The sequence below is a fragment of the Lacrimispora sp. genome (assembly GCF_046972725.1).
Taxonomy (GTDB): Bacteria; Bacillota; Clostridia; order Lachnospirales; family Lachnospiraceae; genus Lacrimispora.
In genome coordinates this window covers 96,618-120,011 of sequence record NZ_JBKVXF010000006.1, presented here as the reverse complement: position 1 = coordinate 120,011, position 23,394 = coordinate 96,618, and the positions used below count along the sequence as shown (strand labels likewise).

The window sequence follows — 23,394 nt, the reverse complement described above, 5'->3', positions numbered from 1 at the left end:
CAGGTATTTTTATGACTTACGAAGTTGGAGATATTGTAAAGCTGAAAAAACAGCATCCCTGCGGAAGCCGGGAGTGGGAGATATTAAGAGTTGGTGCGGATTTTCGATTAAAATGCATGGGCTGCGGCCATCAGATCATGGTGCCAAGAAAGCTGGTGGAAAAAAATACCAGAGGTTTAAAAGGAAACGATGGAACTCCAAAGGCATAAAAGGACGAAAACCGCAGTAAAATGCACTTAAAATTGAGAAAAGGACTTGCTTTTATCAAATGTTTCCGTTATAATAATGTTTTGTGACATATAGAATCCTTGCTCCTGAAACTGAAAGCAGGGGCCAGAGACCACAAGGAGGTAAAAAGCATGAACAAATATGAGTTAGCCGTTGTTATTAACGCAAAGCTCGAAGATGAAGAGAGAGCGGCAGCGATTGAAAAAGTTACGGGTTATATTACTCGTTTCGGCGGAGCTGTTACTGGCATTGATGAATGGGGTAAGAAAAGATTAGCTTACGAAATTCAGAAAATGAAAGAAGGATACTACTACTTCATCAAATTTGATGGCGAGTCCACAACTCCGAACGAGTTAGAAGAGCACGTTCGTATTATGGAGCCGGTTATCAGATACTTATGCGTTAGACAAGAGGCATAATCGATAAAGAAAGCGTGATCGTATGAACAAAGTAATCCTTATGGGCAGATTGACCCGTGATCCAGAAGTAAGATATTCCCAAGGTGAGCGTTCTATGGCAATCGCAAGATACAGTCTTGCTGTTGACCGCAGAGGCCGGAGAAACCAGGACGGTAATGAGCAGACTGCAGATTTTATCAACTGTGTTGCATTTGACAAGGCAGGAGAGTTTGCAGAAAAGTATTTCCGTCAGGGCATGAGAGTATTGATTTCCGGAAGGATCCAAACTGGAAGTTATACGAATAAAGACGGCATCAAAGTTTATACAACAGAAGTTATCATAGAAGAACAGGAATTCGCTGACAGCAAGGGCGGAGCTTCTGGAGAAGGCGGCGGTTATCAGCCGACTTCCAGACCGGCACCCTCCAGTGCGATCGGTGATGGTTTTATGAATATTCCGGATGGAGTCGAAGACGAAGGACTTCCATTCAACTAAATCGAATAGGAGGTAGCACCAATGGCATTTAATAAGAATGATAAAGCTGATGGCGCGAAGTTCAGAAGAGGCGGAATGCGCAGAAGAAAAAAAGTTTGCGTATTCTGTGGAGAGAAGAACGGCGTTATTGATTTTAAAGATGCAAATAAATTAAAAAGATATGTATCTGAGAGAGGAAAAATCCTTCCCAGACGTATCACAGGCAACTGCGCAAAGCATCAGAGAGCGCTTACTGTTGCTATTAAGAGAGCAAGACATATCGCTCTTATGCCTTATACAATGGAATAAATCCTTATTTGATAAGGGTTTGTCAGCTGGGTAAGGGAGTTTTACTCAAAATTTACTCAGAGCGGGATGATTTTCTCAGCGAGGTGTTGGCTGGGAAGATAGTTTCGGGAGATGGAAAGACTTCACATGAGAGTGTGGGGTCTTTTTTTAGTGGAAATACAAGTGAAAAGGTGATGATAATATGTTTATGCAAAGCCCGGTTTGAAACGTTTAGAAAGCATCATGTCAGAAAGTCTGAGATAATAGGCGAAAGTTTAAGTGGAACTCTCTGGACTTTTGTAACATCAATGTCTGATTAAAATGCAACGATTAGAAGCATAATATATGCTTAAACAAAGAAGATATAATAGGCTGAAGACGATGACTATGTGAGTTGTCATAGCTGAAAGAATATAGTCAAATATTGTTATGGAACAGTCGTGTTACAGGGTATATGCCTAACATCATAAACATAAGGAATCTTTCTACCGATAGGAAAAAATCTCTCAAACGAAAAATGTACGGTTGATTCATAAAATTTAAGATGAGGTTTTTTATGAATAAAAAAATATTTTTTACCGGATAAGCACTTTTTCCCCTTGTTTATTTGAAATATTTATATTTCAGTGCTTTCGGTTTGCGGATTGGAAAAATGATTTAGACTCAGAGATTTAAACTCGCATATTGTTTGGCTCTTTGGCAATTGCTGTCTTTTTTGCGTTATTTTACATTATCCTTTTTATATGGGTCAAGAAATTTTATATTGGCAGTGACAAAATTATACAACTTCTAAAAATAGGTCTATTTGCACTGTTGGGTTTTATGTCTTGTATAGTAGGATATTTTCTGTGAAGGTGGTTACGTGTTCTTAAGACCGGCTGTTTCCGGAACAAATATGTTTCAGATAGGATTGAAATGTATTTTTATTTTTAACATAATAACAGGCTCTGCATGATATTGTTGAATCATATCATACAGAGCCTGTTTGCTATGCATAAAAACTAATTTACTTTAATTATGTATACGATTTTCGTTATATCCGCTGCTCATATAATGTTCATAATATTTTTTTAAATCATCCCCATAGGCTGCTGCCAAATCCGGGTTATTGTCCTTATACTTCATGACATCGAAGGTACTGCATCCCTTACGTCCTTCTGCCATTCCACTTGAGACAAAATGTTCCAGGAGTTTCTGTTCGTTATTTCCTATGGCAGCCTGCAGGTCCGCATGATTATTATAATAGTAGGCAGAATCAAATACCAGCTTATAATCTGCAGCATTCAGAGCTGGTTGTGTTTTCTGAACGGGTGCTGAGCTGGAGTTTTGGTTGGCGGTAGATGAAGCATTCGCATTTTCATAAGGGCATACACCGTTTGGGTGCAGGTGGGCCGGATAGCCGTGATGGTAATGATAGCTGCCCAAACCGCTTTTGTTCTTATAATCATGATGACCGCCCTGGGAGTCTGTGCGCCCTGAATGGGCCTGTGCGATTATGATGCCATCGGCATATCTTGCATCTGCGTATCCGATTGTCAAAATTGCAGCAAGCAGCATAATAACTTTTTTAATTCTTTTTGTGCCTCCCTTTTGCTTTTTGTTCGTTACTTTCTTTTCCATATACAAATTCCCCCTGTATCAATTTTTTTAAATCATATCACATGAAAGCATGTTTTACAAATAAAATAATAGAAGATGGTATGAAAGAACGGTTCTGGATTGCAGCCTGATATTTTGTAATATCAATCCTGTTTTTTTTGCTTGATTTATGTTATGTTAGAAATAACATAACATTGTGGGGGCTGGCAGTTGTCATGTAGTTGGAAATGGAACATTTCGTTATACATAGTTTTCCATCAGGAGACAAAGAGACTTTTATGGAAATGACTGTACACCGAAAGCGGCAAATGCTTATTAAAAGATTTTTATGCAGTTATGATTTTTTGAATTGATTGCAGCTATAAGGAATGAAAATACAGCCTCTTTCAGAGTCAGTGAAATGTCAGGTTATAAATTGTTAGAGACGAATAATTGAAAATTCACTAAAAGGGGGGATTAAATATGTTTATAAACACAGACTTTCTGAAAAATGATGAAATTTTTTTGAAATTGGAAGAAACTGTTGAAGGCAATGCAGATAAGGATTGGCTTCCGGCATATCATTTTGCCATTTGTGACAAAAGCGGAACTGAAATGGGAAAATGTGATCTGCGTATTGGTCACAATGAGAAGGTGTACTATGGGGGCAATATTGGTTATTGTATAGAGAAGAAATACAGGGGGCATCATTTCGCGGGAAAGGCTTGTATGCTTCTGTTTGAACTTGCAGGAAAACACAAAATGGAGTATTTGAACATCACCTGTAATCCGGATAACCATGCTTCCAGGAAGACCTGTGAGTATGCAGGCGGTATGTTAAAAGAAATAGTTCCAGTACCGGAAGATAGTGATATGAGAAAGAACGGAGAAACAGAAAAGTGTATCTACCGGTTTGATCTGGGTAAATATTTGAACTGATTATAAATCATGGAAATTATATAGAATATCATTATAATTTAATTATAGAGATAAGATTTCCGGGGGACTAAATAAGCATGTAGAGACAACTGCCTGTTGATATCCATGATTGCTTACATGGCGGTGAATACATATGATCATAGGCAGTGTTTCCAGAAAATTCTATAATCCATAGAATGAGGGGGAGTATTATATTGAAAAATCAATTAGAACTGGTTTCCAAATCTTACGATAAAACCATTGAGTTGGGGCGAAAAGGTATCGACTTGTACAAAGAATTACCGGAGTTTATTACGAATCATCCAAATTATCCTTTGTTTCAAAAGATGCAAATGGAAGGAACCCTATCCGATAGCAGCCGGCAGGAAATTATGGATTATTTGGCGCCGGCAAAAGGTATGGAATTTGTTGATCTTGGCTGTTGCCTGAACCTGATGTTTGGAGGATATGATCATTGGCCGTCAAGATATCATGGTGTAGATATAAGCGGCAAAACAATTGAGCTGCTTCGTGAATTTGTAGCCAAAAATCAATTGGTCATTGGTTCTCTGTATTGCGGGAGCATGCATGATACCCTATATGAGGCAGACTTTTTTGACATTGGGGCATGCATTGGTTCTTTGGAATACTTTGAAAAGGATTTTGTTAAAGAAGCAATTAGGGAAGCCCATCGGATTATAAAGCCATGGGGAAGGTTTGTTCTTGATATTCCCCATATCGGCAGTCCGGAATGTGAGATTTCAATGATAATAGAAGATTATATGGGTAGAACGGATACATTTCATATGTCAGTTCAGGAATTTGATGATATGCTGATTGATTATTTTGAAATAGAAAAAACGGAAAAAGTGGGACCCATGATACAATATTTTCTAAGATGCAAAAAGGAATAAAATGAACAAGAGGCGAGTCTTTCCTGAATTTTTATTTTATTTGAGAATGACTTGTTTCAGACGATCCATCTTCCCTACAACACAGTTGCATTTTTCACAGGCTTGTATGATAATTAAAGAAAAAAAGAAAGAGGACAAGGTATGAAGATTATCGACAGCCATGTACATCTGGTACAATACATTGCAGGCACTGGGGCGGGCGGAGAGCTGCGTTCCTGCGGGAATGGAGATGCGGTATATGCAAGCGGTGAAATCGTTCCGCAGATGATTCCGGCTCAATTCGGGGGAGAGCAGGTGACGGCAGAGCAGGTCTTGGCAATCATGGATGAAAATCAGGTAGAAAAAGCAGTGCTATTGCAGGGCAACTATTATGGGTTTCAGAACCTGTATACCTACGATGCGGTCAAACGGTATCCAGACCGTTTTGCAGGTGCAGCGTCTTATGACCCATTTTCCAGAAAGAAAGACCAGATATGCAGGCATTTGTTTGAGGAACTGGGATTTAAAATCGTAAAATTTGAAGTGAGTACAGGTTCCGGACTTATGAGCAACCACCACACCCTTCCGTTGGATGGAGATATCATGGAGGAAGCGTATTCTTATGCAGATGAAAAGGGGCTTGTTTTCGTTATTGATATTGGAAAATGCGGAAGTGAAAGCTGGCAGGTGGAGGCGCTTAGGCGGTCTGTACTGGGTCATCCGGGGCTGAAATTTGTGGTATGCCATCTTTTAGCAGCTTCCATGGCTCAGGAGGAAGAGTTAAAACGAGGGCTTGGGCTTCTGTCTCTTCCCAATGTATGGTTTGATTTAGCTTCAGTGCCTCATAACTGCGGCCCGGACCAGTATCCATATGAGAATGCCCGCTCTTATCTAAAGCTGGGAAAAGAAATCGTTGGAGCGGACCGGATGATGTTTGGTACGGATCTTCCGTCGGCGCTGAAAAAGGAAACATATGAGAATTATGTAAATTACATTGCAAAAAGTGATGTTTTTACGGAGAAGGAAAAGCAGATGGTATTTTATGATACCGCTGATAAATTGTTCTTTTAAAGAGAAGGGGCAGCAAAACATGAGATCAAAGTACGAATTTAATATAAAATCCAGGGAGGATTTTTACCGCCATCCGGAGAGATACCGGGTGGAGCCCTTCCGGATATACGGCAATCTGTATTTTGTTGGAAATAAAAGTGTGGGGGCACATTTGATTGATACCGGGGAAGGGTTGCTGCTAATCGATACCACTTATCCCACCACAGCAGCCATGCTGATCCAGTCCATATGGGAGCTGGGATTTAATCCAGGAGATATTCGCTGCATTTTACATACTCACGGTCATTTTGACCATTTTGGTGCAACGGATCTTTTAAAGGAGCTGTCGGGGGCAAAGACCTATCTGGGGGAGAGAGATGTGGTCATGTTCCGGGAGAGGCCGGAGCTTGCTCTTACAGAAGGCAGCGGCTGCCAATACTTTGGGCCTTTTGTGCCTGATGAAGCCATGAGGGACGGAGATGTGATCACATTGGGAAATACCAGTGTCAGGATCGTGACGACACCGGGGCATTCCGATGGGGTGATTTCCTTTTTTACGGAAATAGAAGAAGATGGGGTCCGCCTTACCGCAGGAATGCATGGCGGGGCAGGGATGAATACCATGTGCCGCACATTTATTGACAGATACAAAAACGGGCACTGCCGGAAGGAGTTTTTAGAAGGTCTTAACAAGGTGTATGAGGAACGGGTGGACATTATGCTGGGAAATCATACCGGGCACAACCGGACCGTGGAAAAACGCCGGTTTATGTTAGAGCATCCGGAGGAGCCAAACCCCTTTATTGATCCCGGAGAATGGAAACGGTATCTGGATTTTGTAAGAAACCGGTATGAGGTCATGCTTCAGGAAGAAGCGGAAGGAACGGATCTTGTTGAGGATTGATGGTTGCAGAAAGGTGGTAGGACAAACATGTCAGGGATTGCAATATTCGTTCCAAGCGATGAAATGTATGAACAGACAAAGGAGATCTTAAAAGAAAAAGATCATCATGTGGTAATGGTAAAGAAGATTAAAACCGAGGATGCGGTCACAGAAGCCCAGAAGGCCATATCGGAAGGGGTCAATATCATCATTGCCAGGGGGCGGCAGGCGGTTGAAATCAAGCGTCATACCAATGTGGCTGTGGCAGAGGTGGTGATGACGGCTCAGGAACTGGGACTTTTGGTGAACCGGGCCAAAAGTATTGTGGAAAAGGAATGTCCCAGAATCGGCATTTTCGGCTGGGGCCATATGCTCAGTGATACCACCTATTTCAATCAGCTGTATCATGTGGATTTGAGACGGTACATTTTAAAAGATTTTAAAGAGTGGAGAACGACCATTGAAAGGGCAACCAACGATAAGCTGGACATCATCATCGGGGGAAATGCGGCACTGGATGGAGCCTACCAGATGGGAATTCCGGGAATTTATATCTCTTCCACGGGAGAGGCCATGCGGGTCGCCTTAAACAATGCGGAATCTCTCTATTATATGGCCGAGATCGAGCAGCATAATTATGCCCAGTTCTCCACTGTTTTAGACAGCGCCTTTAACGGCATCATCAAGATCAGCGTGGCAGGGAAGATTCTGGTGCTGAACCGGGCCATGGAACAGATTCTTGGATGTACGACGGAAACATGCATCGGCAAACCTGTGGACCAGTTTCTGTGCGGGCTGGACAGGAATGTGCTGGATCAGATCTTAAAGGGAGAGATGGACAACTATTCCACATTTTTGACCTTACAGGATCAGTCAATCGTCGTATCCATGGAGCCGATCGTGGTGGGAAAACGGGTGGATGGGGCCATAATTTCCTGTAACCGCTTAAAACGGATGGATATGAACGATAAGTCGGTGATGAAGGAGCAGTACTTAAGAGGATATGTGGCTTACGGAACCTTTGATGATATCAGCAAGAATCTAAAGGATATGCGCAAGGTGGTGGAGCTTGCCAAGCTATATGCCCAGTCCTCAAGTCCTATGCTGATCGAGGCTATTTCCGGGCCGGAGCTGGAGGCCATTACCCAGGGGATTCATAATTACAGCATGAGGAAAAACGGACCGTTTATCATGATCAATATGGCGGGCCTGTCTCAGGACCAGCAGATGAGGACTCTGTTTGGCAGCTGGAGTGATGAAGAGGGGGAGAAAGAGCCGGGTGCTCTTGCACAAGCCAATCACGGCACTCTGGTCATACAGAGCATCGATAAGCTGACGCTGCCCACCCAGTATAACCTGGCAAGAGTCATCCGTACCAGGCGGCTGATGAGAAGCAGCCGGATCGAAGATACACTGCTGATCGATACCAGGATCATTGCCTGTACTGCGAAGAATCTGACGGCTCTGCGCAGAGAGTTCCTGTTCCGGTCAGACCTTTATTTTACCCTGAAATCTCTGCGTTTAAAGATTCCCAATCTAAAAGACCGCAGAGAAGACGTGGAGTATCTTCTGGACCTTTATACAAGCAAGTACATGGAGCAGTACTCCAGATATCATGTGATGACTGCCGGGGCGAGAAAGGCCCTGTTAGAGTATCCCTGGGAAGGAAACAGCATTCAGCTGGAGGCTTTTTGTGAACGGATGATCCTGACCGTGGGCAAAAGAGCCATTACCGAAGAATATGTGAGAGATTTACTGGATGAGCTGTATCACAGGGATACCAGTATCTATGCGGTGACTCTGGAGGAGGAGGAACAGCTGGCTCTAAGTCCTCATCCGGAGACAGATGAGAATCCGGAACGCCAGCGGCTGAAAGCCGTATTAAAAAAGTACAATGGAAACCGTTCCTTAAGTGCCAGAGAGTTAAATATCAGCACCACCACGCTTTGGCGAAAAATGAAGAAATTTGGCCTGGATGAAAAATAAGCGGCTGTATATTTTCAAAATGAAATGATTTTGCAATGAGAAACCCCATTAATGAAATGAATTTTAAGATAAATGAAAGGCATGCATAATATGTAGATTGTGCATGCCTTTTCTAGGTCATTCTGTCAATTGTCTGCCATAAATCATCCGGTTATACTGTGCTTAACAGATAGTAAAAATTTGAAAACAGCACGATGGAGGAACTTATGAAAGACATATTTAACTATCAGGATCCCATTAAATTTGTGAAAGCGGTTTATTATAACTTTCGGCCCATTCCACTGCCAAAGCCTTTTAAAGACGGAACCGGCGGCATGGGGAAAAACGCACCGGAGCAGGGCTGCCTGGAACTTTATGATTCGGAAGGGGCTTGTGCTCATCTGAGCGTCGGCAGAAGCTTTGTAAAGAACATTCTTCCTCTGATTTTAAACGGAGAAACCAAAAGCTACAGCCAGTGGAGAGACAGTCTGTACTGGAGGATGAGAAATTCCGGTTTTCAGAGCGGGCAGGCCGTGGAAGTGGGGCAGCTGGATCTGATGATGCTGGACATTCTGGCACAGAGAGCAGGTAAGCCTCTTCATCGTTTCCTTGGGGCGGAGAAAGACTGGGCGGCAGCCTATAAGGGCGGAGGCTCCCTTTTGCTTGAGGACGAAGAGCTGGTAGAGGATATGACCCGTTACGTGGAAGAGGGGTATAAAACAGTCAAATTTAAGGTGGGAAGTGATGACGGCACCAACATGGAACGGGATATCAGAAGGCTTGAAAAGGTAAGAAAGGCAGTAGGTCCGGACATCGGAGTTGCCGTGGATGCCAATCAGAGGTGGGAGGTGGAAGAAGCCTTTCAGTTTGCTAAGCTGGCAGAGCCTTATAATCTTGCCTGGTTTGAGGAGCCGATCCATTCCCACGATATGAATGGAATCAAACGCTTAAAAGAAATGGGAGTTTCCATGCCCATAGCATTTGGAGAGTCCATGCGGATTTACTATGCTTATGAGACTTATGTAGAAAAGGGAGTGGATCATCTGCAGCCTTCCATCGGGCGGATGACCCGGATCGATGATATCCTTAAGATCCGGGATCTGGCAAGAGAAAAAGGGGTTACTTTCTCTTCCGGCGGAAGAATATATTTAAATGCCATTTTCGGATGCCTGTACAACGAAAATGAAAAGATCGAATACCATGAGCCAATCAGCAAGCCGGTGGGAGCTTATACATTGTTCCAGCCTGAGGAGCGGGATGGAAGGTTCTATTGCCAGCCGGATCTGCCGGGGAATCCGCAGCGCATGAATATAGAGAAACTGGAGAGGGACGGTCTTTTAGAGAGCAAACAGATTTTTATGGCTGATAAGTAAAAATTAGGGGAGGGATTACGATGGGGGTTAATCGTAAAACAACAAAAGCAATACAGGTTCCCAGATACAAAAATCCAAGGGATTTTTTCAAGAAAAATTTTGGTTTTCTGTTTATCCTGCCTTGGTGGATCGGGTTTGCAATATTTAAACTTTATCCATTTATGGCCTCGTTCATGTATAGCTTTCATGAATACAATCTGTTTCGCCTTCCTGTGTTTGTGGGCTTACAGAACTATATGACCATTCTTGGCGACAAGATGACAATGAAGGCCTTTGGTCAGACCTTCAAATACGCATTTATCACAGTACCCTTTGAACTTTCCTTTGCGCTTTTTATTGCATACATATTGAATTTTAAGATTCGGGGGGTCAACTTTTTCCGTACGGCATACTACATTCCTTCCATTCTCGGAGGCTCCGTATCCATTGCTGTATTGTGGAGATTCTTATTTAAGACCGAAGGTCTGATCAATATGATCTCCGCCAGATTCGGGCTGGAGCCCTTTAACTGGCTGGGAGATCCAAACGGAGCCTTTTTTGCTATAGTGCTGCTTCGTATCTGGCAGTTCGGTTCTCCAATGGTCATCTTCCTGGCTGCGTTAAAAGGGGTCTCCCAGGAACTGTATGAGGCCGCTTCCATCGACGGAGCGGGAAAATGGAGGCAGTTTTTCAGTATCACAGTTCCTTTGATCACACCGGTCATCTTTTATAACTTTGTCACACAGCTTTGTCACAAGTTCCAGGAGTTCAACGGGCCGTTCATCATTACTCAGGGAGGACCTCTCCGTTCCACCACCCTGGTGTCACTGCTGGTCTATAACAATGCATTTAAGAGTTATGAAATGGGTATGGCAAGTGCCATTGCATGGCTGCTGTTCCTTATTATAACCACATTTACAATTATCGCATTTATGAGCCAGAAATACTGGGTGTATTACAGTGACGAGGATGGGAGGTAGGCAAGATGACTAAGGAAACCAGATTGATAATCAATACCTGTTTGAGATACTTCGTGCTGGTTGCGGTGGGAATCGTTATGGTCTATCCGCTGATCTGGATGTTCGGGGCTTCATTTAAGACCAATTCGGAGATATTTTCAAGCATAGGCTTCATTCCTCTTGCTCCGACCCTTGAGGGATATATCCGGGGATTTAAAGGCTATGAAGGGATGACGCTGCTGTTTTTTATGGCGAATACCTATAAGTTCGTAATTCCAAAGGTAATCGTAACCGTTGCATCTGCCGTATTTACGGCATACGGATTTGCAAGATTCAACTTCCTGGGCAAAAGATTTTCCTTTGCAGTCTTATTATCTACCCTGTTTTTGCCGCAGGTAGTGTTAAACGTACCTCAGTACATCCTGTTTGATCAGATCGGATGGCTGGATTCTTATTTTCCGCTGGTGATACCGTCTCTTTTTGCAGGCGATACCTATTTTGTATATATGCTGATCCAGTTTCTCCGGGGGATTCCAAAAGAACTGGAGGAAGCGGCAAAAATTGATGGGTGTAATGTCATGCAGACCCTTTGGTATGTGATCGTTCCCATGCTGAAGCCGTCTATCGTATCATGCGCATTGTTCCAGTTTATGTGGGCGTCCAATGATTTTATGGGTCCCCTCATTTACGTGAACACGGTTGCCAAGTATCCGGTATCCATTTTCCTTCGGATGTCCATGGATGCAGATGTGGGGTTTGAGTGGAACCGGGTTCTTGCAATGTCGTTAATTGCAATCCTTCCGTCACTTGTGGTATTTTTTGCGGCACAGAATTCTTTTGTGGAAGGGATTGCAGCAGGGGGAGTAAAAGGCTAGGAGAAGGCTGAAAAATGAGCATCAGGCAAAAACAAGAAGGTTGGAGGGGTAAAGAAATGAAACAGAGCAAATGGAAACGGGGAATTGCACTTGTACTTGCAGGGGCCATGACTGCATCTTTGGCAGGCTGCATGCCGACCCAGAAGGTGGAAACCACTGCAGCACCGGGCTCGGCACAGGGCAATGAAAGCGCAGGGCCTGCAAAGGCAGAAGGACTTACGGTAAATACCAAAGATCCCATCACGATCCGTATGAACTGGTGGGGCGGAGACAGCAGGCATCAGGCGACTCTGGAAGGAATCAAGGCATTTGAAGCAAAGTATCCGAACATCAAGGTTGAGGCAGAATATGAATCCTTTACGGGTCATGAGGAAAAGGTGGCTCTGGCATTAAAATCCGGGAATGCAGCAGACGTGATCCAGCTGAACATGGACTGGGTATTTAATTATTCTCCTGACGGGAGTATGTTTTATGATCTGAATAAGCTGTCGGATATTATTGATCTGACTGCTTATGATAAGTCGGATATTGATTATTATACAACAAATGGTGTGCTTCAGGCACTGCCTGCCAGCAATACCGGACGGGTATTCTTCTGGAATACCACCAGATTAAAGGATGTGGGCGTGGAGATTCCTACGACCTTAGAGGAACTGTATGCGGTAGGAGATGCATTTGCAGCCTATGAGGACGGAACTTATTATCCCCTCATCTTAAATGCCCTGGACCGTATGACCCTGATGGTATATTACCTGCAGAGCGTTTATGGAAAACCGTGGGTGATTGATAATGAGCTTCAGTATACCAGAGAGGAAGTGAAAGAAGGTCTGGATTGGCTGACAAAGCTGGAAGAACGCCATGTCATACCAACGCTGGAGGTTCTGGCTGGTGACGGCTCTGAGCTTGTGGATACCAACCAGAGATGGATCGACGGCCACTATGCCGGTATGTATATCTGGGACAGCAACTTGAAAAAGTATGTGCAGGCAGCTCCCGGATTTGAGTTTGAGGTAGGGGATTACATCAAAATGGGTGATTATAAGGGGGGAATGACAAAAGCCTCCATGGTATTTGCAATCCCAAAGTCTACCCAGCATCCGGCAGAAGCGGCAGCGCTGATTCAGTTCCTGTTCGGTGAACCGGAAGGGGCAAAGCTTTTAAAGGATACCCGGGGCGTACCTGCCAACAAAAACGGTCTTGCAGCTCTGGATCTGTCTGACAGCATTACGGCGGTAGCCAATAAAAAGGTCATGGAGTGGACCACCTTTAAATTCGATCCTGTTTTTGAACGGTCCGCACTGAAAAATCCCGATGGGACGTACTATATGGCAATGCAGATGCTCAGCTACGGAGAAGATGATTCGGACGGGGTTGCAGACTATTTGATCAGTGATATCAACAAGCAGCTGGAACTGGCGAAGAAAACCCAGTAAAAGAAGGGATATGGTAAAAGGCAATGAACAAGCAGCTGATCAATCCTTTGCTGCCCGGATTTTATCCCGATCCATCGGTGTGCCGGAAGGGAGAGGACTATTATCTGGTGACTTCCACCTTTGAGTACTTTCCGGGGATACCCATCTTTCACTCCAAAGATTTTGTTCACTGGCATCAGCTTGGCCATGTGCTGGCCAGACCGGAACAGCTTTCATTGGATGGAGTGGGTCCTTCCAGGGGGATCTATGCTTCCTCTATCTTCTATCATGAGGAGAAAGACCGTTTTTATGTGATCACAACATTGGTCAGGAATGAAAATTATCATGAAAATGTAAACTTCTATGTCCATGCCAGGCATCCGGCTGGACCATGGTCTGACCCGGTCATTGTAAAGGGAGCGGAGGGCATTGATCCGTCTCTGGTTTTTGAAGGCCAAAAGACTTATTATCTGGGAAACTGCCGCCCATTTCCCGGACAGCCGGAAAGAGGCCGCCATATCTGGCTGCAGGAAATGGATCTGGAAACCGGGGAATTGACCGGGGAGAGGCATGTACTTTTAAAGCAGGGAGCCTTTGTAAATGCGGCGGCTCCCGAAGGCCCTCACATATACCATATTGGTGACTGGTATTATCTTCTGATTGCGGAGGGAGGGACCTTCCGCAATCATGCGGCCACCGTATTCCGCAGCCGGTATCTGACCGGCCCTTATGAGTCTGATCCCAGAAATCCGTTGATCACGCACCGGAATTTAAGAAGAGACTATCCCATTAATAATCCGGGACATGCGGATATGATACAGCTCCATAACGGAGAGTGGTGGGCAGTTCTGCTGGCGGTCCGGCCGGTGGGCGGACGTTTTGACTGTCTTGGCAGGGAAACCTTTGCAGTTCCGGTCCTATGGGAAGAGGAATGGCCGGTATTCAGTCCGGATACGGGGCGGGTGGAGTTTTCCTATCCCGCCCCGGAGCTTGAGGAGCATATCTGGGAGAAAGAGCCGGAGCGTGATAACTTTGACACCTCCCGGCTGTCACATGCCTGGATCTCCATCAGAACATCCGGATATAAGAGTTTCAGCCTGACAGAGCGTCCCGGTTTTTTGCGGCTGTTTGCTGGCACTGGTGTGATAACAGAGGAAGGTTCTCCTTCCTTTCTGGGACGGAGGCAGCAGCATATGTGCTTTGAATTCAGCACTTCTATGGAGTTTGAACCAAAGCAGGAGGGGGAAACATGCGGAATCGTACTGCTGATGAACCACCGTTACCATCTGAGGATGGAATACGGAATCTTTAAGGGCAGGAAGGAAATCCGCCTGACCCGGTGCGTTCACGGACAGGAGGAAGTGGCAGCAAGGAGACCCTGGGAGAATACACGGATCTATTTAAAGGTGGAAGCCAGGTATCAGAAATTGGATTTTTTCTATTCGGAAGAGGGAAAAGCGTTCTGCCAGATGGCAAAAGAAGTGGATGGAACATTTTTGAGCAGAGAAGCTGCAGGAGGATATACCGGTACCATACTCGGCTTATATGCCTCCGCCGGCAAAAATGAGAGCAGTAATTATGGAGATTTTGACTGGTTTGAATATAAAGAGATAAAAGACAAGGGATAGGCCGGGGGGCCTGTCCCTTGTCTTTTATCTGCTGATGCTGAGTGTTTTCCACTTCCCCGTCCGGTATTGGCAGAAGGAGATCAAAAGATTCACCATCCAGCCCATGGGAACCGCATACCATACCATAAAAACGCCGAAGCGTGGTGCCATGGTAAGCGCAATGATGACCCGCAGCGCCAGGTTTGCCAGGTTTGCAATGGTAAACATCTTCATGTCGGCTGCGCCGCGGAGCAGTCCGTCGGTGCTCATCTTAAGTCCGATCAGAATGAAAAAGAAGCCCATAAACCGCAAATATCCGGTTCCTGTCTGAAAAGCCAGTTCTGTTCCGCCGCCCCCTAAGAATAAACCTACTATCGGTGTATGGAAACATTCCAGTATGATGCAGGTTATAACCGCAAAGAATAGAATATATCCATTGGCTGCACGGAATCCTTTCTGTACCCGGTCCTGTTTGCCTGCGCCAAGATTCTGCGCGGTGAAGGAGGACATGGCATTTCCTATGGCTACCATGGGAACGATAAAGAGACTTTCCACACGCATGGCGGAGGAGAAGCCGGCCAGTACTTCACTTCCGAAACTGTTTACCACAGACTGGACCAAAAGCATGCCGATCGCCACGGTAGACTGTTGGAGAATGGAAGGCAGCGCCACCTTTGACATCTCCTTAAAGCTGTCTGTATCAAAAGCAGTTTCCAGATAGGATGAGTATTTTTTAAATTCCCGTACCAGCAGGAAAAGAGAAAGCACCACGGATAGGCCCTGTGCTGTAAAGGTGGCCCAGGCAGCACCTTTTACGCCCAATCCCAGGCTGTATACCATAAAAACAGCCAGAGCAATGTTTAACAGAGAGGAAAAAATCAAAAGGTATAAAGGAATCCGGGATTTTCCGATGGCATTAAAAATAGCGGATATTACATTATACATAAACAAAAACGGAAGTCCCCAGAAATAAATTTCAAGGTAATCGGAAGCCATATCCAGTATATTTTCAGGAGTGTTCAAATAAGCCATAAAAGTCCGGCCAAAGACCAGGCCCACTGCGGCTAAAACAATGCTTAATATAAGAAATGATATCATCGCGGTACAGGCGGACTGTATCATTTTCTTATAATTGCGCGCCCCTAGATAATGGCTGGTAATAACGGTTGCCCCCACGCCGCCGCCAATGGCAATGCAGATAAACACGTTGGTAAAGGAATAGGAAGCTCCGATTGCCGCAAGGGCATCTTCACTTACAAAACGGCCGACGATAACAGAATCGGCCATGGTATAAAACTGTTGGAACAGGTTGCCTATGATCATTGGCAGGGTAAACAGAGCCAGTGCTCTGGCAGGTTTATCGTTGATTAAATAATCTTTGTCCATGTTAGACTCCTATCATTGGTTCTATTAATGTTTTCTTCCGCATTCATATTCGCAGATACATTCCGTTGTCAGTGTTTTTTCTGGTTTGACGGAATTGATCTCTTTTGCAAATTGTTCAAAGATCTGTTTCACGAAATCAACATTTACAAGGTAATGCATGTGGTATCCCATCTTGGAACCTGTTATAATACCGGCTTTTTTCAGGATGTTCATCTGCTGAGAGACAGCCGGTTCACTGATTCCAAGTTTTTTGGAGATTGCCCGGACACAGTAATGCCGCTCCATTAACAGACGAATGATCTGGTATCTGGTAGGGTCTGTGATCACATGCAGCGCTTGAATAAAATCCATGATGCCTCCCTTCTTTTCTACTGTAAAATTTAATTAAGTAATTGCTTAATCAGAATAACGCTGTTCCATTGGTTTGTCAAGAAGGTTTTAATAAATTCTAGACTTGTAATAACTTTTATGGTAAACTGAATATGGAAGTGCGGATAAATTTTAAGTAATTTTTTGTGTATATTGCACAAAAATAACCGGCTATATTGAACGTATTATCAATAGACTTCTATATTTATTCGTGTTATACTTTTTTTACAAAATAGATATGTAGTTTGTGACTGGTCAGGCAGGCAAGATCTACAGGGTTGTTATCACGTATCAGTTTTTTATGTGATGTCCTCTGTGCTTGTCTTTTTTTGATTTACTTGAAGGGGCTTATGAAGATTGAGAAAGTACTGAATAATAATATGGTATTATCTTATAATACTGAGGGGAAAGAAGTGATTCTAAAGGGAAAATCCATCGGCTTTGGCAGAAAAAAGGGCGATGAGGTGGACCGCAGGCTGGTGGAGCGGATTTTTGTCCAGAATGATAAAAAGGATGCCCGCCATTTTGAAGAATACTTTGCAAAGCTGCCCCAGGAATATTGGGAAATCAGTGAACAGACGGTGGATTATGCAAAAAGTGAGTATGGGATGCAGTTAAATGAACGAACCATTCTGACGGTGTGTGACCACATTGCGGGAGCAGCAGACCGTTACCGGAATGGAATCATACTTCGCAATGCCATGATCTGGGAAGGAAAAAGATTTTACCCCAATGAGTTTAAGGTTGGCCAGTATGCCCTTGATTTAGTGAAAAGAAGACTGAATTTGACCATGGAAGAAGATGAAGCCATGTTTTTAGCTTTTCATTTTGTCTATGGGCAGTTAAACAGAAAAGAGCCTGAGAATCTTGAACTGATTACAAAGATCATCAAAGATATCGTGGATATTGTGGAAGCCTCTTATCAGGTGAAGTTAAATACGGAATCCTGGGATTACAGGCGGTTTGTCACCCACATTCGTTTTTTCGCCCAGCGTATGCTGCAGAATAAGCAGTATGAGACAACCGATGAGGACTGGTTTCATGTGTTAAAGGATAAATACCGAAATTCGTATAACTGCATTGTAAAAATAGCCAATTATATCCATGACCGGTACTATTATGAAGTGGACCGGGAAGAGATGATGTATTTAATGATTCATATAGAGAAAGTTACCAGAGATTTGCATTAAAACAGAAAGTCATGGGATTGTTACCGGACCTTATGCTGGTCTGGGCAGGACCCTGTACATAAGGCAGGCTGCAGAGAGATTCTGCAGGCTGCTTGTGGCAGGGTTCTTTTTTTATCCTATTATTATGAATGCAAAGGCATACGCGGACAGCGGATCGGCCTTTTCAGATAGAAAACACGATAAACCTTACATGAAGGGGGAAATAATTATGGCATTTGATTATGCAAAGACTGCCAGGACCGTTCTCGAAAAAGTAGGCGGAGAAAAAAATGTGGCAGGTCTTACACACTGTATCACTCGTCTGCGTTTTGTCTTAAAAGACAGCAGCATTCCAAAAGACAGTGAAATTGAGAAAGTTCCCGGTGTGATCCGGGTCGTCCGTCAGGGCGGACAGTATCAGGTGGTCATCGGTAATGAGGTGTCCAATGTATACAATGAACTGGTAAAGCTGGGACATTTTGAAGAGACAACGGGATCAAAGAACGACGGACCGAAAGAAAATCTGTTCTCCCGCCTGTCAGGTTTTGTGGCAGGCTGTATGACTCCTCTGCTTCCGGCCATGCTTGGCTGTGGTATGATCAAGGTGGTTTTAACCCTTCTTACGACATTCAACCTGGTAGATACCACTGGAAGTACTTATGTGATCTTAAATGCAGCCGGAGACGCATTTTTCTACTTTATGCCGATACTTCTGGCGATGACTACAGCAAAACGTCTTGGCTCTAATATTTACCTTGCAATGGTAGTAGCCGCGTTTTTGATCCATCCAAACTTAAATACATTGCTGGCAGCAGGCAACACCACTTATTTCGGACTTCCGGTAACGTCTGCCACCTATTCATCCTCCGTATTGCCGGTACTGTTAATGGTGCCGCTTATGGGCTATATTGAACGTTTTGCAGATAAGATCTGTCCGAGTCTTGTAAAAGTATTTTTAAAGCCTCTGATCGTCATATTCATATCCATTCCGGTTGCACTGGTTATCGTGGGACCGATTGGAAGTATTCTTGGTAATTATCTGGCCTCTGGCATTAATCTGTTATACAGCAAAGCAGGCTGGCTTGCCATTATGGTGCTTTCCGCTGCAATGCCGTTTATCGTTATGACAGGTATGCATTATGCGCTGCTGCCGATTTCGACTATCAGCCTGGCAAGCTTTGGGTTTGATGCCATTTTGATCGTTACCATGTTCTGCTCGAATCTGGCTCAGGGCGCGGCTTCTCTTGCCGTAGCGATCAGGAACAAGGATAAAGATGTAAAATCGACCGCATCCGCAGCCGGAATTTCAGCCATTGTGGCCGGTGTGACTGAGCCTGCCATGTACGGTGTGACTCTTAAGTATAAAACGCCTATGATTGCCAGCGTAATTGGTGCAGGTATTGCAGGACTTTATGCTGGAATCACCCATTTGGTGGCCTATTCCATGGGAGGTTCTCCTTCCTCCTTATCCTTAATACAGATGATCGGTGGAGAGGGATTTGGAAATATGATCAATGGTGTGATCGCTCTTATCATCGCACTTGTTGTAAGCTTTGTTCTGACGCTGATTCTGTATAAGCCGGAGATAAAAGAAGAAGAGTCCGCTTCAATACCGGATTCTTCTGCAGAGGAAAAAAAGCCTTTGGTGGAAACCATTGAACTGTCCAGTCCCCTTACAGGAAACGTAATTCCTCTGGCAGATGTGGAAGATGCCGTGTTTGCAGGCGGAGTCCTTGGAGAAGGGCTTGCAATTTTGCCGGAGGAAGGAAAGGTATATGCTCCCGCAGACGGAATCATCAGTGCGGTGACTGATACCAGGCATGCGGTAGGAATGACCACAGATCAGGGAGTGGAGGTTCTCATCCATGTGGGGCTCGATACGGTGCAGTTAGGAGGAAAAGGATTTACTCTCCACTGCAAGACCGGGGATAAAGTGAAAAAAGGAAGCCTGCTGCTGGAATTTGACATGAAGATAATCAAGGAAGCGGGATTGTCCCTGACCACTCCGGTCCTTGTATCCAATATGATGAATTTCATCAGCCTGAAACCCAGTGAGGAAAAACAGGTGAAAGCCGGAGATACTTTATTAACCATTGTATAATTGGAAAGAGGTGCGATATGTCAGTATTTTGTGATAACTTTTTATGGGGAGGCGCAGTAGCAGCCAACCAGTGTGAAGGTGCCTGGAATGAGGCGGGAAAGGGAGTTTCCACTTCCGACGTATGTACCGGAGGTTCCCATACAAGATCCAAACGGATCACCAGGACCATAGAACCGGATACATTTTATCCAAGCCATGAGGCCATTGATTTCTATCATCATTACAAGGAAGACATCGGGTTATTTGCTGAGATGGGCTTTAAGGTATTCCGTTTTTCCATCGCATGGACCAGAATCTTCCCTACCGGAATGGAAGCCGAACCAAATGAAGCGGGGCTGGAATTTTATGACCGGGTGATTGATGAGTGCTTAAGCCATAACATGGAACCTCTTATCACCATTTCCCATTATGAGATGCCTTTTGCCCTTACGGAGAAATACAACGGCTGGTCCTCCAGAGAATGCATTGACTTATATGTGAAATATGCAAAGACTTTATTTACCCGCTATAAAGGAAAGGTGAAATACTGGCTGACCTTTAATGAGATAAACTCCGGAACCATGCCTTTGGGCGGCTTTCTGTCTCTTGGTATTTTAAATGAAGGAACTACGGATTTTAACAATCAGGTGGATATTCCCCAGCTCCGCTTTCAGGGGCTGCATCATCAGTTCGTTGCCAGTGCATTGGCCGTAAAAGCCGGTCATGAGATCGATCCGGACTGTAAGATCGGCTGTATGATCGTTCAGCTCACAACGTATCCGCTGACCTGTAATCCGGATGACATTTTAGAAGCCCAGCAGCAGAACCAGATTTTAAACCAGTTCTGCGGCGATGTTCAGGTCCGCGGCGAATATCCTTATTTCATGAAGCGCTATTTTAAGGAGCATCAGATTGAAGTTGCCATGGAACCGGGAGATTTGGATATTTTAAAAGAGGGCTGTGTGGATTATTACACCTTCAGCTACTATATGTCCAACTGTGCCACTGCTTCAAAAAACGAGGCTAAGAGCTCCGGCAATATCATGGGTGGTGCAAAGAATCCTTATTTAGAGGCGAGCGACTGGGGTTGGCAGATCGATCCGAAGGGACTTCGTTACACCTTAAACGAGCTTTACGGACGTTACCGGATTCCTCTTATGGTGGTGGAAAACGGACTGGGAGCTTATGACAAGATCGAGGAAGACGGAACCATTCAGGATGATTACCGCATTGACTATTTAAGAAAGCACATCAGGCAGATGGCAGAAGCAGTGGCTGACGGTGTGGATCTGATGGGATATACGCCATGGGGCTGCATTGATCTGGTGAGCGCTTCCACCGGGGAGATGGCAAAGCGTTACGGTTTTATCTATGTGGAGAAATACGATGACGGAAGCGGAGATTTATCCAGAAGGAAAAAGAAGTCCTTTGACTGGTATAAGAAAGTCATTGAAACCAACGGAGAAGTATTATAAAAACTAAAAATCCAGGGCGTATATGAAAACATATATGCCCTGGTAAAAGTACAAGATCAGAGAGGAATCAATTATGACGAATAAAAGGTGGTTATCAGTCATTTTGCCAAGCATCCTGTGCCTGAGTATTTCGATATCTGGCTGCGGGAGGAATCAGGAAGCAAAACTGCCGCCTGAATCCGATGCCTTGACCAGTGATACAGAAAAGAAGGAGAGTTCAAACGTAAAAACCGAGCCTAAAACTGTAAAAAGTAAGGCGAGAACAGTCATTACTACGGATGGTGAAGTGGATGATATGAATTCAGTCATTCGTTTCCTTTTGTATTCAAATGAAATGGATTTGTCAGGCATTGTATTAACCAGTTCCATGTATCATTATGCCGGTGACAAGGAAGCGGGGATCGAACCGTTTCGGTGGACTGGGACAAAATGGCTTTATGATATGCTTGATGCCTATGAGGAAATCTATCCCAACTTAAGTAAGCATGCAGAGGGATATCCGGATGCTCAAACGCTCAGAAATATCACGAAGATTGGAAATATTACCAATAAGGGCGAGATGGAGAAAGAAACAGATGGCTCAAAGTTTTTACAGGGCTTATTTTTAGATGATGACCCCAGAGACCTGTATGTACAGACCTGGGGTGGTACAAATACCACAGCCAGAGCGCTCAAATCCATTGAGGAGCAATATAAAGATACGGATCAATGGGAACAGATAAGAAAAAAGGTGAGCGACAAGCTGGTATTGTACATTATTCTTGATCAGGACGAAAGTTATAATGAATATATTGCGAAAAGCTGGCCGGACATCCGCATCATTAATGACCAGTCAAACTTCTGGCATTTTGCGTATGCATGGAAATATCATACGGATGAAGTGAACAGCCGCCTGCAGGGAGAATGGAATTATAAAAATATTTTGACAGGACATGGCAAATTGCTGGAAATGTATGCTCTGATAGGAGATGGTAAAGTAATCGATGGTGAACTTTCAGAGGAACAGAGGGGCAGCGAGGAGTACTTGAAGAATAACCCGCAATATAACCGGTATGACTTTATTTCAGAAGGTGATTCGCCCTCCTTTTTCTATCTGATCGATAATGGCCTGCGCAGTATGGAAGATCCGTCTTATGGAGGCTGGGGCGGACGGTTTGGAGTGGTTAATGACAAACTTTACCGTAATAATGTGTTGGACTTTAATCCATTTACCGGCCGGTACGAAGCGGAATATTCGTTAATGCGCTGGTTCGATGACATTCAGGATGATTTTGCAGCCCGCGCGGATTGGGCGGTGGCGGAAAATTATGAGGATGCCAACCATAATCCCTCTTTAACGATCAAAGAAGGCCTTGATCTTACAGCGAAACCTGGTGAAAAGATAACTTTAACTGCCCAGGGTGAAGATCCGGATGGGGACGAGCTGACTTACCGGTGGTGGAGGTATTTTGAAGCTGACACCTATGAGGAAGTAAAAGGGGAGGTTCCTGAGGCAGAGGCAGAGATAGCCGGAGATATGCAGCTTGGTCTGCATCGGGATTTGATTGAGGGTGAGCAGACGGACACAATCCAGCTGGAGGGAAAGGATACCCAAACGGTAAGTTTTACGATTCCTGCGGATGCCAGAACTGGAGATACGATTCATATGATTGCTGAGGTTCAGGATAATGGGGAGCATAATCTGAAGCATTATCAGCGTGTAATTATTACTGTAAAATAGTAGAATTGGATAATTGGTACCAATATATTTTAAATGTGTATCATGACTGGTACCAAATAATCAAACAGGGGAGCATGCATTATAAAAATGTGGTATTCAGCCGTGGAAGAAAAAGATGTGAGCACCACGTATGATGCTGTCATATCTCTGAAAGAGAAAATGATTAAACATGTATTGAACGGACGCTGGTTTTGCAGCGTTCTGGATGAAGCATATAACAATAAAAGCCTGTGGGATGACGGGGAATCCTAAAAGAAATCCGGCGCCTGAAACTCTTTTTAATGAGGAGTTTCAGGCGCTCTTTTTTTGTGGTA

Annotated in this window: 22 protein-coding genes; 19 read left to right on the top strand and 3 right to left on the bottom strand. The window is 44.3% G+C overall.

What is annotated here, in order from left to right:
* The first annotated feature begins 11 nt into the window (after nt 1–11).
* The 4 genes from ACLTWA_RS17665 (at nt 12) to rpsR (ending at nt 1,410) form a co-directional block, all read left to right on the top strand.
* Complete coding sequence (locus tag ACLTWA_RS17665; RefSeq protein ID WP_412329217.1) at nt 12–209, top strand: DUF951 domain-containing protein; 198 nt, start codon at nt 12–14, stop codon at nt 207–209.
* A 150-nt stretch (nt 210–359) separates the two neighbouring features.
* Nucleotides 360–647 (top strand): 30S ribosomal protein S6, encoded by a 288-nt coding sequence (rpsF, locus tag ACLTWA_RS17660; RefSeq protein ID WP_412329216.1) that lies wholly within the window; start codon nt 360–362, stop codon nt 645–647.
* A gap of 22 nt (nt 648–669) precedes the next feature.
* Nucleotides 670–1,122: a single-stranded DNA-binding protein gene (locus ACLTWA_RS17655; protein WP_412329215.1), complete on the top strand. Its 453-nt coding sequence runs from the start codon at nt 670–672 to the stop codon at nt 1,120–1,122.
* A 21-nt stretch (nt 1,123–1,143) separates the two neighbouring features.
* A complete protein-coding gene (gene rpsR, locus ACLTWA_RS17650; protein ID WP_143322008.1) occupies nt 1,144–1,410 on the top strand; it encodes a 30S ribosomal protein S18 in 267 nt (88 codons plus the stop codon).
* 990 nt (nt 1,411–2,400) lie between these two features.
* Here rpsR and ACLTWA_RS17645 read toward each other — a convergent pair.
* Complete coding sequence (locus ACLTWA_RS17645; protein ID WP_412329214.1) at nt 2,401–3,009, bottom strand: YHYH domain-containing protein; 609 nt, start codon at nt 3,007–3,009, stop codon at nt 2,401–2,403.
* A gap of 441 nt (nt 3,010–3,450) precedes the next feature.
* Here ACLTWA_RS17645 and ACLTWA_RS17640 point away from each other — a divergent pair, with 441 nt between their 5' ends.
* The 10 genes from ACLTWA_RS17640 to ACLTWA_RS17595 all read left to right on the top strand — a co-directional run bounded on the left by ACLTWA_RS17640 (nt 3,451) and on the right by ACLTWA_RS17595 (nt 14,902).
* Entirely contained in the window at nt 3,451–3,906 is a 456-nt protein-coding gene (locus ACLTWA_RS17640) for a GNAT family N-acetyltransferase (RefSeq protein ID WP_412329213.1), read from the top strand.
* Nucleotides 3,907–4,100: 194 nt separating this feature from the next.
* Entirely contained in the window at nt 4,101–4,799 is a 699-nt protein-coding gene (locus tag ACLTWA_RS17635; RefSeq protein ID WP_412329212.1) for a class I SAM-dependent methyltransferase, read from the top strand.
* A gap of 141 nt (nt 4,800–4,940) precedes the next feature.
* Nucleotides 4,941–5,849, top strand: a complete 909-nt coding sequence (locus ACLTWA_RS17630) for an amidohydrolase family protein (RefSeq protein WP_412329211.1) — start codon at nt 4,941–4,943, stop codon at nt 5,847–5,849.
* A 19-nt stretch (nt 5,850–5,868) separates the two neighbouring features.
* Nucleotides 5,869–6,732 (top strand): MBL fold metallo-hydrolase, encoded by an 864-nt coding sequence (locus ACLTWA_RS17625; protein WP_412329210.1) that lies wholly within the window; start codon nt 5,869–5,871, stop codon nt 6,730–6,732.
* Between the two features lie 27 nt (nt 6,733–6,759).
* Nucleotides 6,760–8,697, top strand: a complete 1,938-nt coding sequence (locus tag ACLTWA_RS17620; protein ID WP_412329209.1) for a sigma 54-interacting transcriptional regulator — start codon at nt 6,760–6,762, stop codon at nt 8,695–8,697.
* A 206-nt stretch (nt 8,698–8,903) separates the two neighbouring features.
* The gene (locus ACLTWA_RS17615; protein WP_412329208.1) at nt 8,904–10,049 is read left to right on the top strand and encodes an enolase C-terminal domain-like protein; all 1,146 of its coding nucleotides are present in this window, start codon (nt 8,904–8,906) and stop codon (nt 10,047–10,049) included.
* Nucleotides 10,050–10,069: 20 nt separating this feature from the next.
* A complete protein-coding gene (locus ACLTWA_RS17610; RefSeq protein ID WP_412329207.1) occupies nt 10,070–11,008 on the top strand; it encodes a carbohydrate ABC transporter permease in 939 nt (312 codons plus the stop codon).
* 5 nt (nt 11,009–11,013) lie between these two features.
* Nucleotides 11,014–11,862: a carbohydrate ABC transporter permease gene (locus tag ACLTWA_RS17605; protein ID WP_412329206.1), complete on the top strand. Its 849-nt coding sequence runs from the start codon at nt 11,014–11,016 to the stop codon at nt 11,860–11,862.
* Nucleotides 11,863–11,918: 56 nt separating this feature from the next.
* Nucleotides 11,919–13,295, top strand: coding sequence for an ABC transporter substrate-binding protein (locus ACLTWA_RS17600; protein ID WP_412329205.1), 1,377 nt, complete (start codon nt 11,919–11,921; stop codon nt 13,293–13,295).
* Nucleotides 13,296–13,318: 23 nt separating this feature from the next.
* Nucleotides 13,319–14,902: a glycoside hydrolase family 43 protein gene (locus ACLTWA_RS17595; RefSeq protein WP_412329204.1), complete on the top strand. Its 1,584-nt coding sequence runs from the start codon at nt 13,319–13,321 to the stop codon at nt 14,900–14,902.
* 24 nt (nt 14,903–14,926) lie between these two features.
* On the opposite strand, the gene ACLTWA_RS17590 is transcribed toward ACLTWA_RS17595, so the two are convergent.
* Nucleotides 14,927–16,267 carry an MATE family efflux transporter gene (locus ACLTWA_RS17590; RefSeq protein ID WP_412329203.1) on the bottom strand — a complete coding sequence of 447 codons (1,341 nt, stop codon included), beginning with the start codon at nt 16,265–16,267 and terminating at the stop codon, nt 14,927–14,929.
* A 24-nt stretch (nt 16,268–16,291) separates the two neighbouring features.
* Nucleotides 16,292–16,618 (bottom strand): ArsR/SmtB family transcription factor, encoded by a 327-nt coding sequence (locus ACLTWA_RS17585; RefSeq protein ID WP_412329202.1) that lies wholly within the window; start codon nt 16,616–16,618, stop codon nt 16,292–16,294.
* A gap of 368 nt (nt 16,619–16,986) precedes the next feature.
* Here ACLTWA_RS17585 and licT point away from each other — a divergent pair, with 368 nt between their 5' ends.
* The 5 genes from licT (at nt 16,987) to ACLTWA_RS17560 (ending at nt 23,332) form a co-directional block, all read left to right on the top strand.
* Nucleotides 16,987–17,826 (top strand): BglG family transcription antiterminator LicT, encoded by an 840-nt coding sequence (licT, locus tag ACLTWA_RS17580; RefSeq protein ID WP_412329201.1) that lies wholly within the window; start codon nt 16,987–16,989, stop codon nt 17,824–17,826.
* 208 nt (nt 17,827–18,034) lie between these two features.
* Entirely contained in the window at nt 18,035–19,906 is a 1,872-nt protein-coding gene (locus ACLTWA_RS17575) for a beta-glucoside-specific PTS transporter subunit IIABC (protein ID WP_412329200.1), read from the top strand.
* Nucleotides 19,907–19,923: 17 nt separating this feature from the next.
* The gene (locus ACLTWA_RS17570) at nt 19,924–21,360 is read left to right on the top strand and encodes a glycoside hydrolase family 1 protein (protein ID WP_412329199.1); all 1,437 of its coding nucleotides are present in this window, start codon (nt 19,924–19,926) and stop codon (nt 21,358–21,360) included.
* Nucleotides 21,361–21,433: 73 nt separating this feature from the next.
* Complete coding sequence (locus ACLTWA_RS17565; RefSeq protein WP_412329198.1) at nt 21,434–23,080, top strand: nucleoside hydrolase-like domain-containing protein; 1,647 nt, start codon at nt 21,434–21,436, stop codon at nt 23,078–23,080.
* Nucleotides 23,081–23,167: 87 nt separating this feature from the next.
* Nucleotides 23,168–23,332: a hypothetical protein gene (locus ACLTWA_RS17560; RefSeq protein WP_412329197.1), complete on the top strand. Its 165-nt coding sequence runs from the start codon at nt 23,168–23,170 to the stop codon at nt 23,330–23,332.
* The last annotated feature ends 62 nt before the right edge of the window (nt 23,333–23,394 follow it).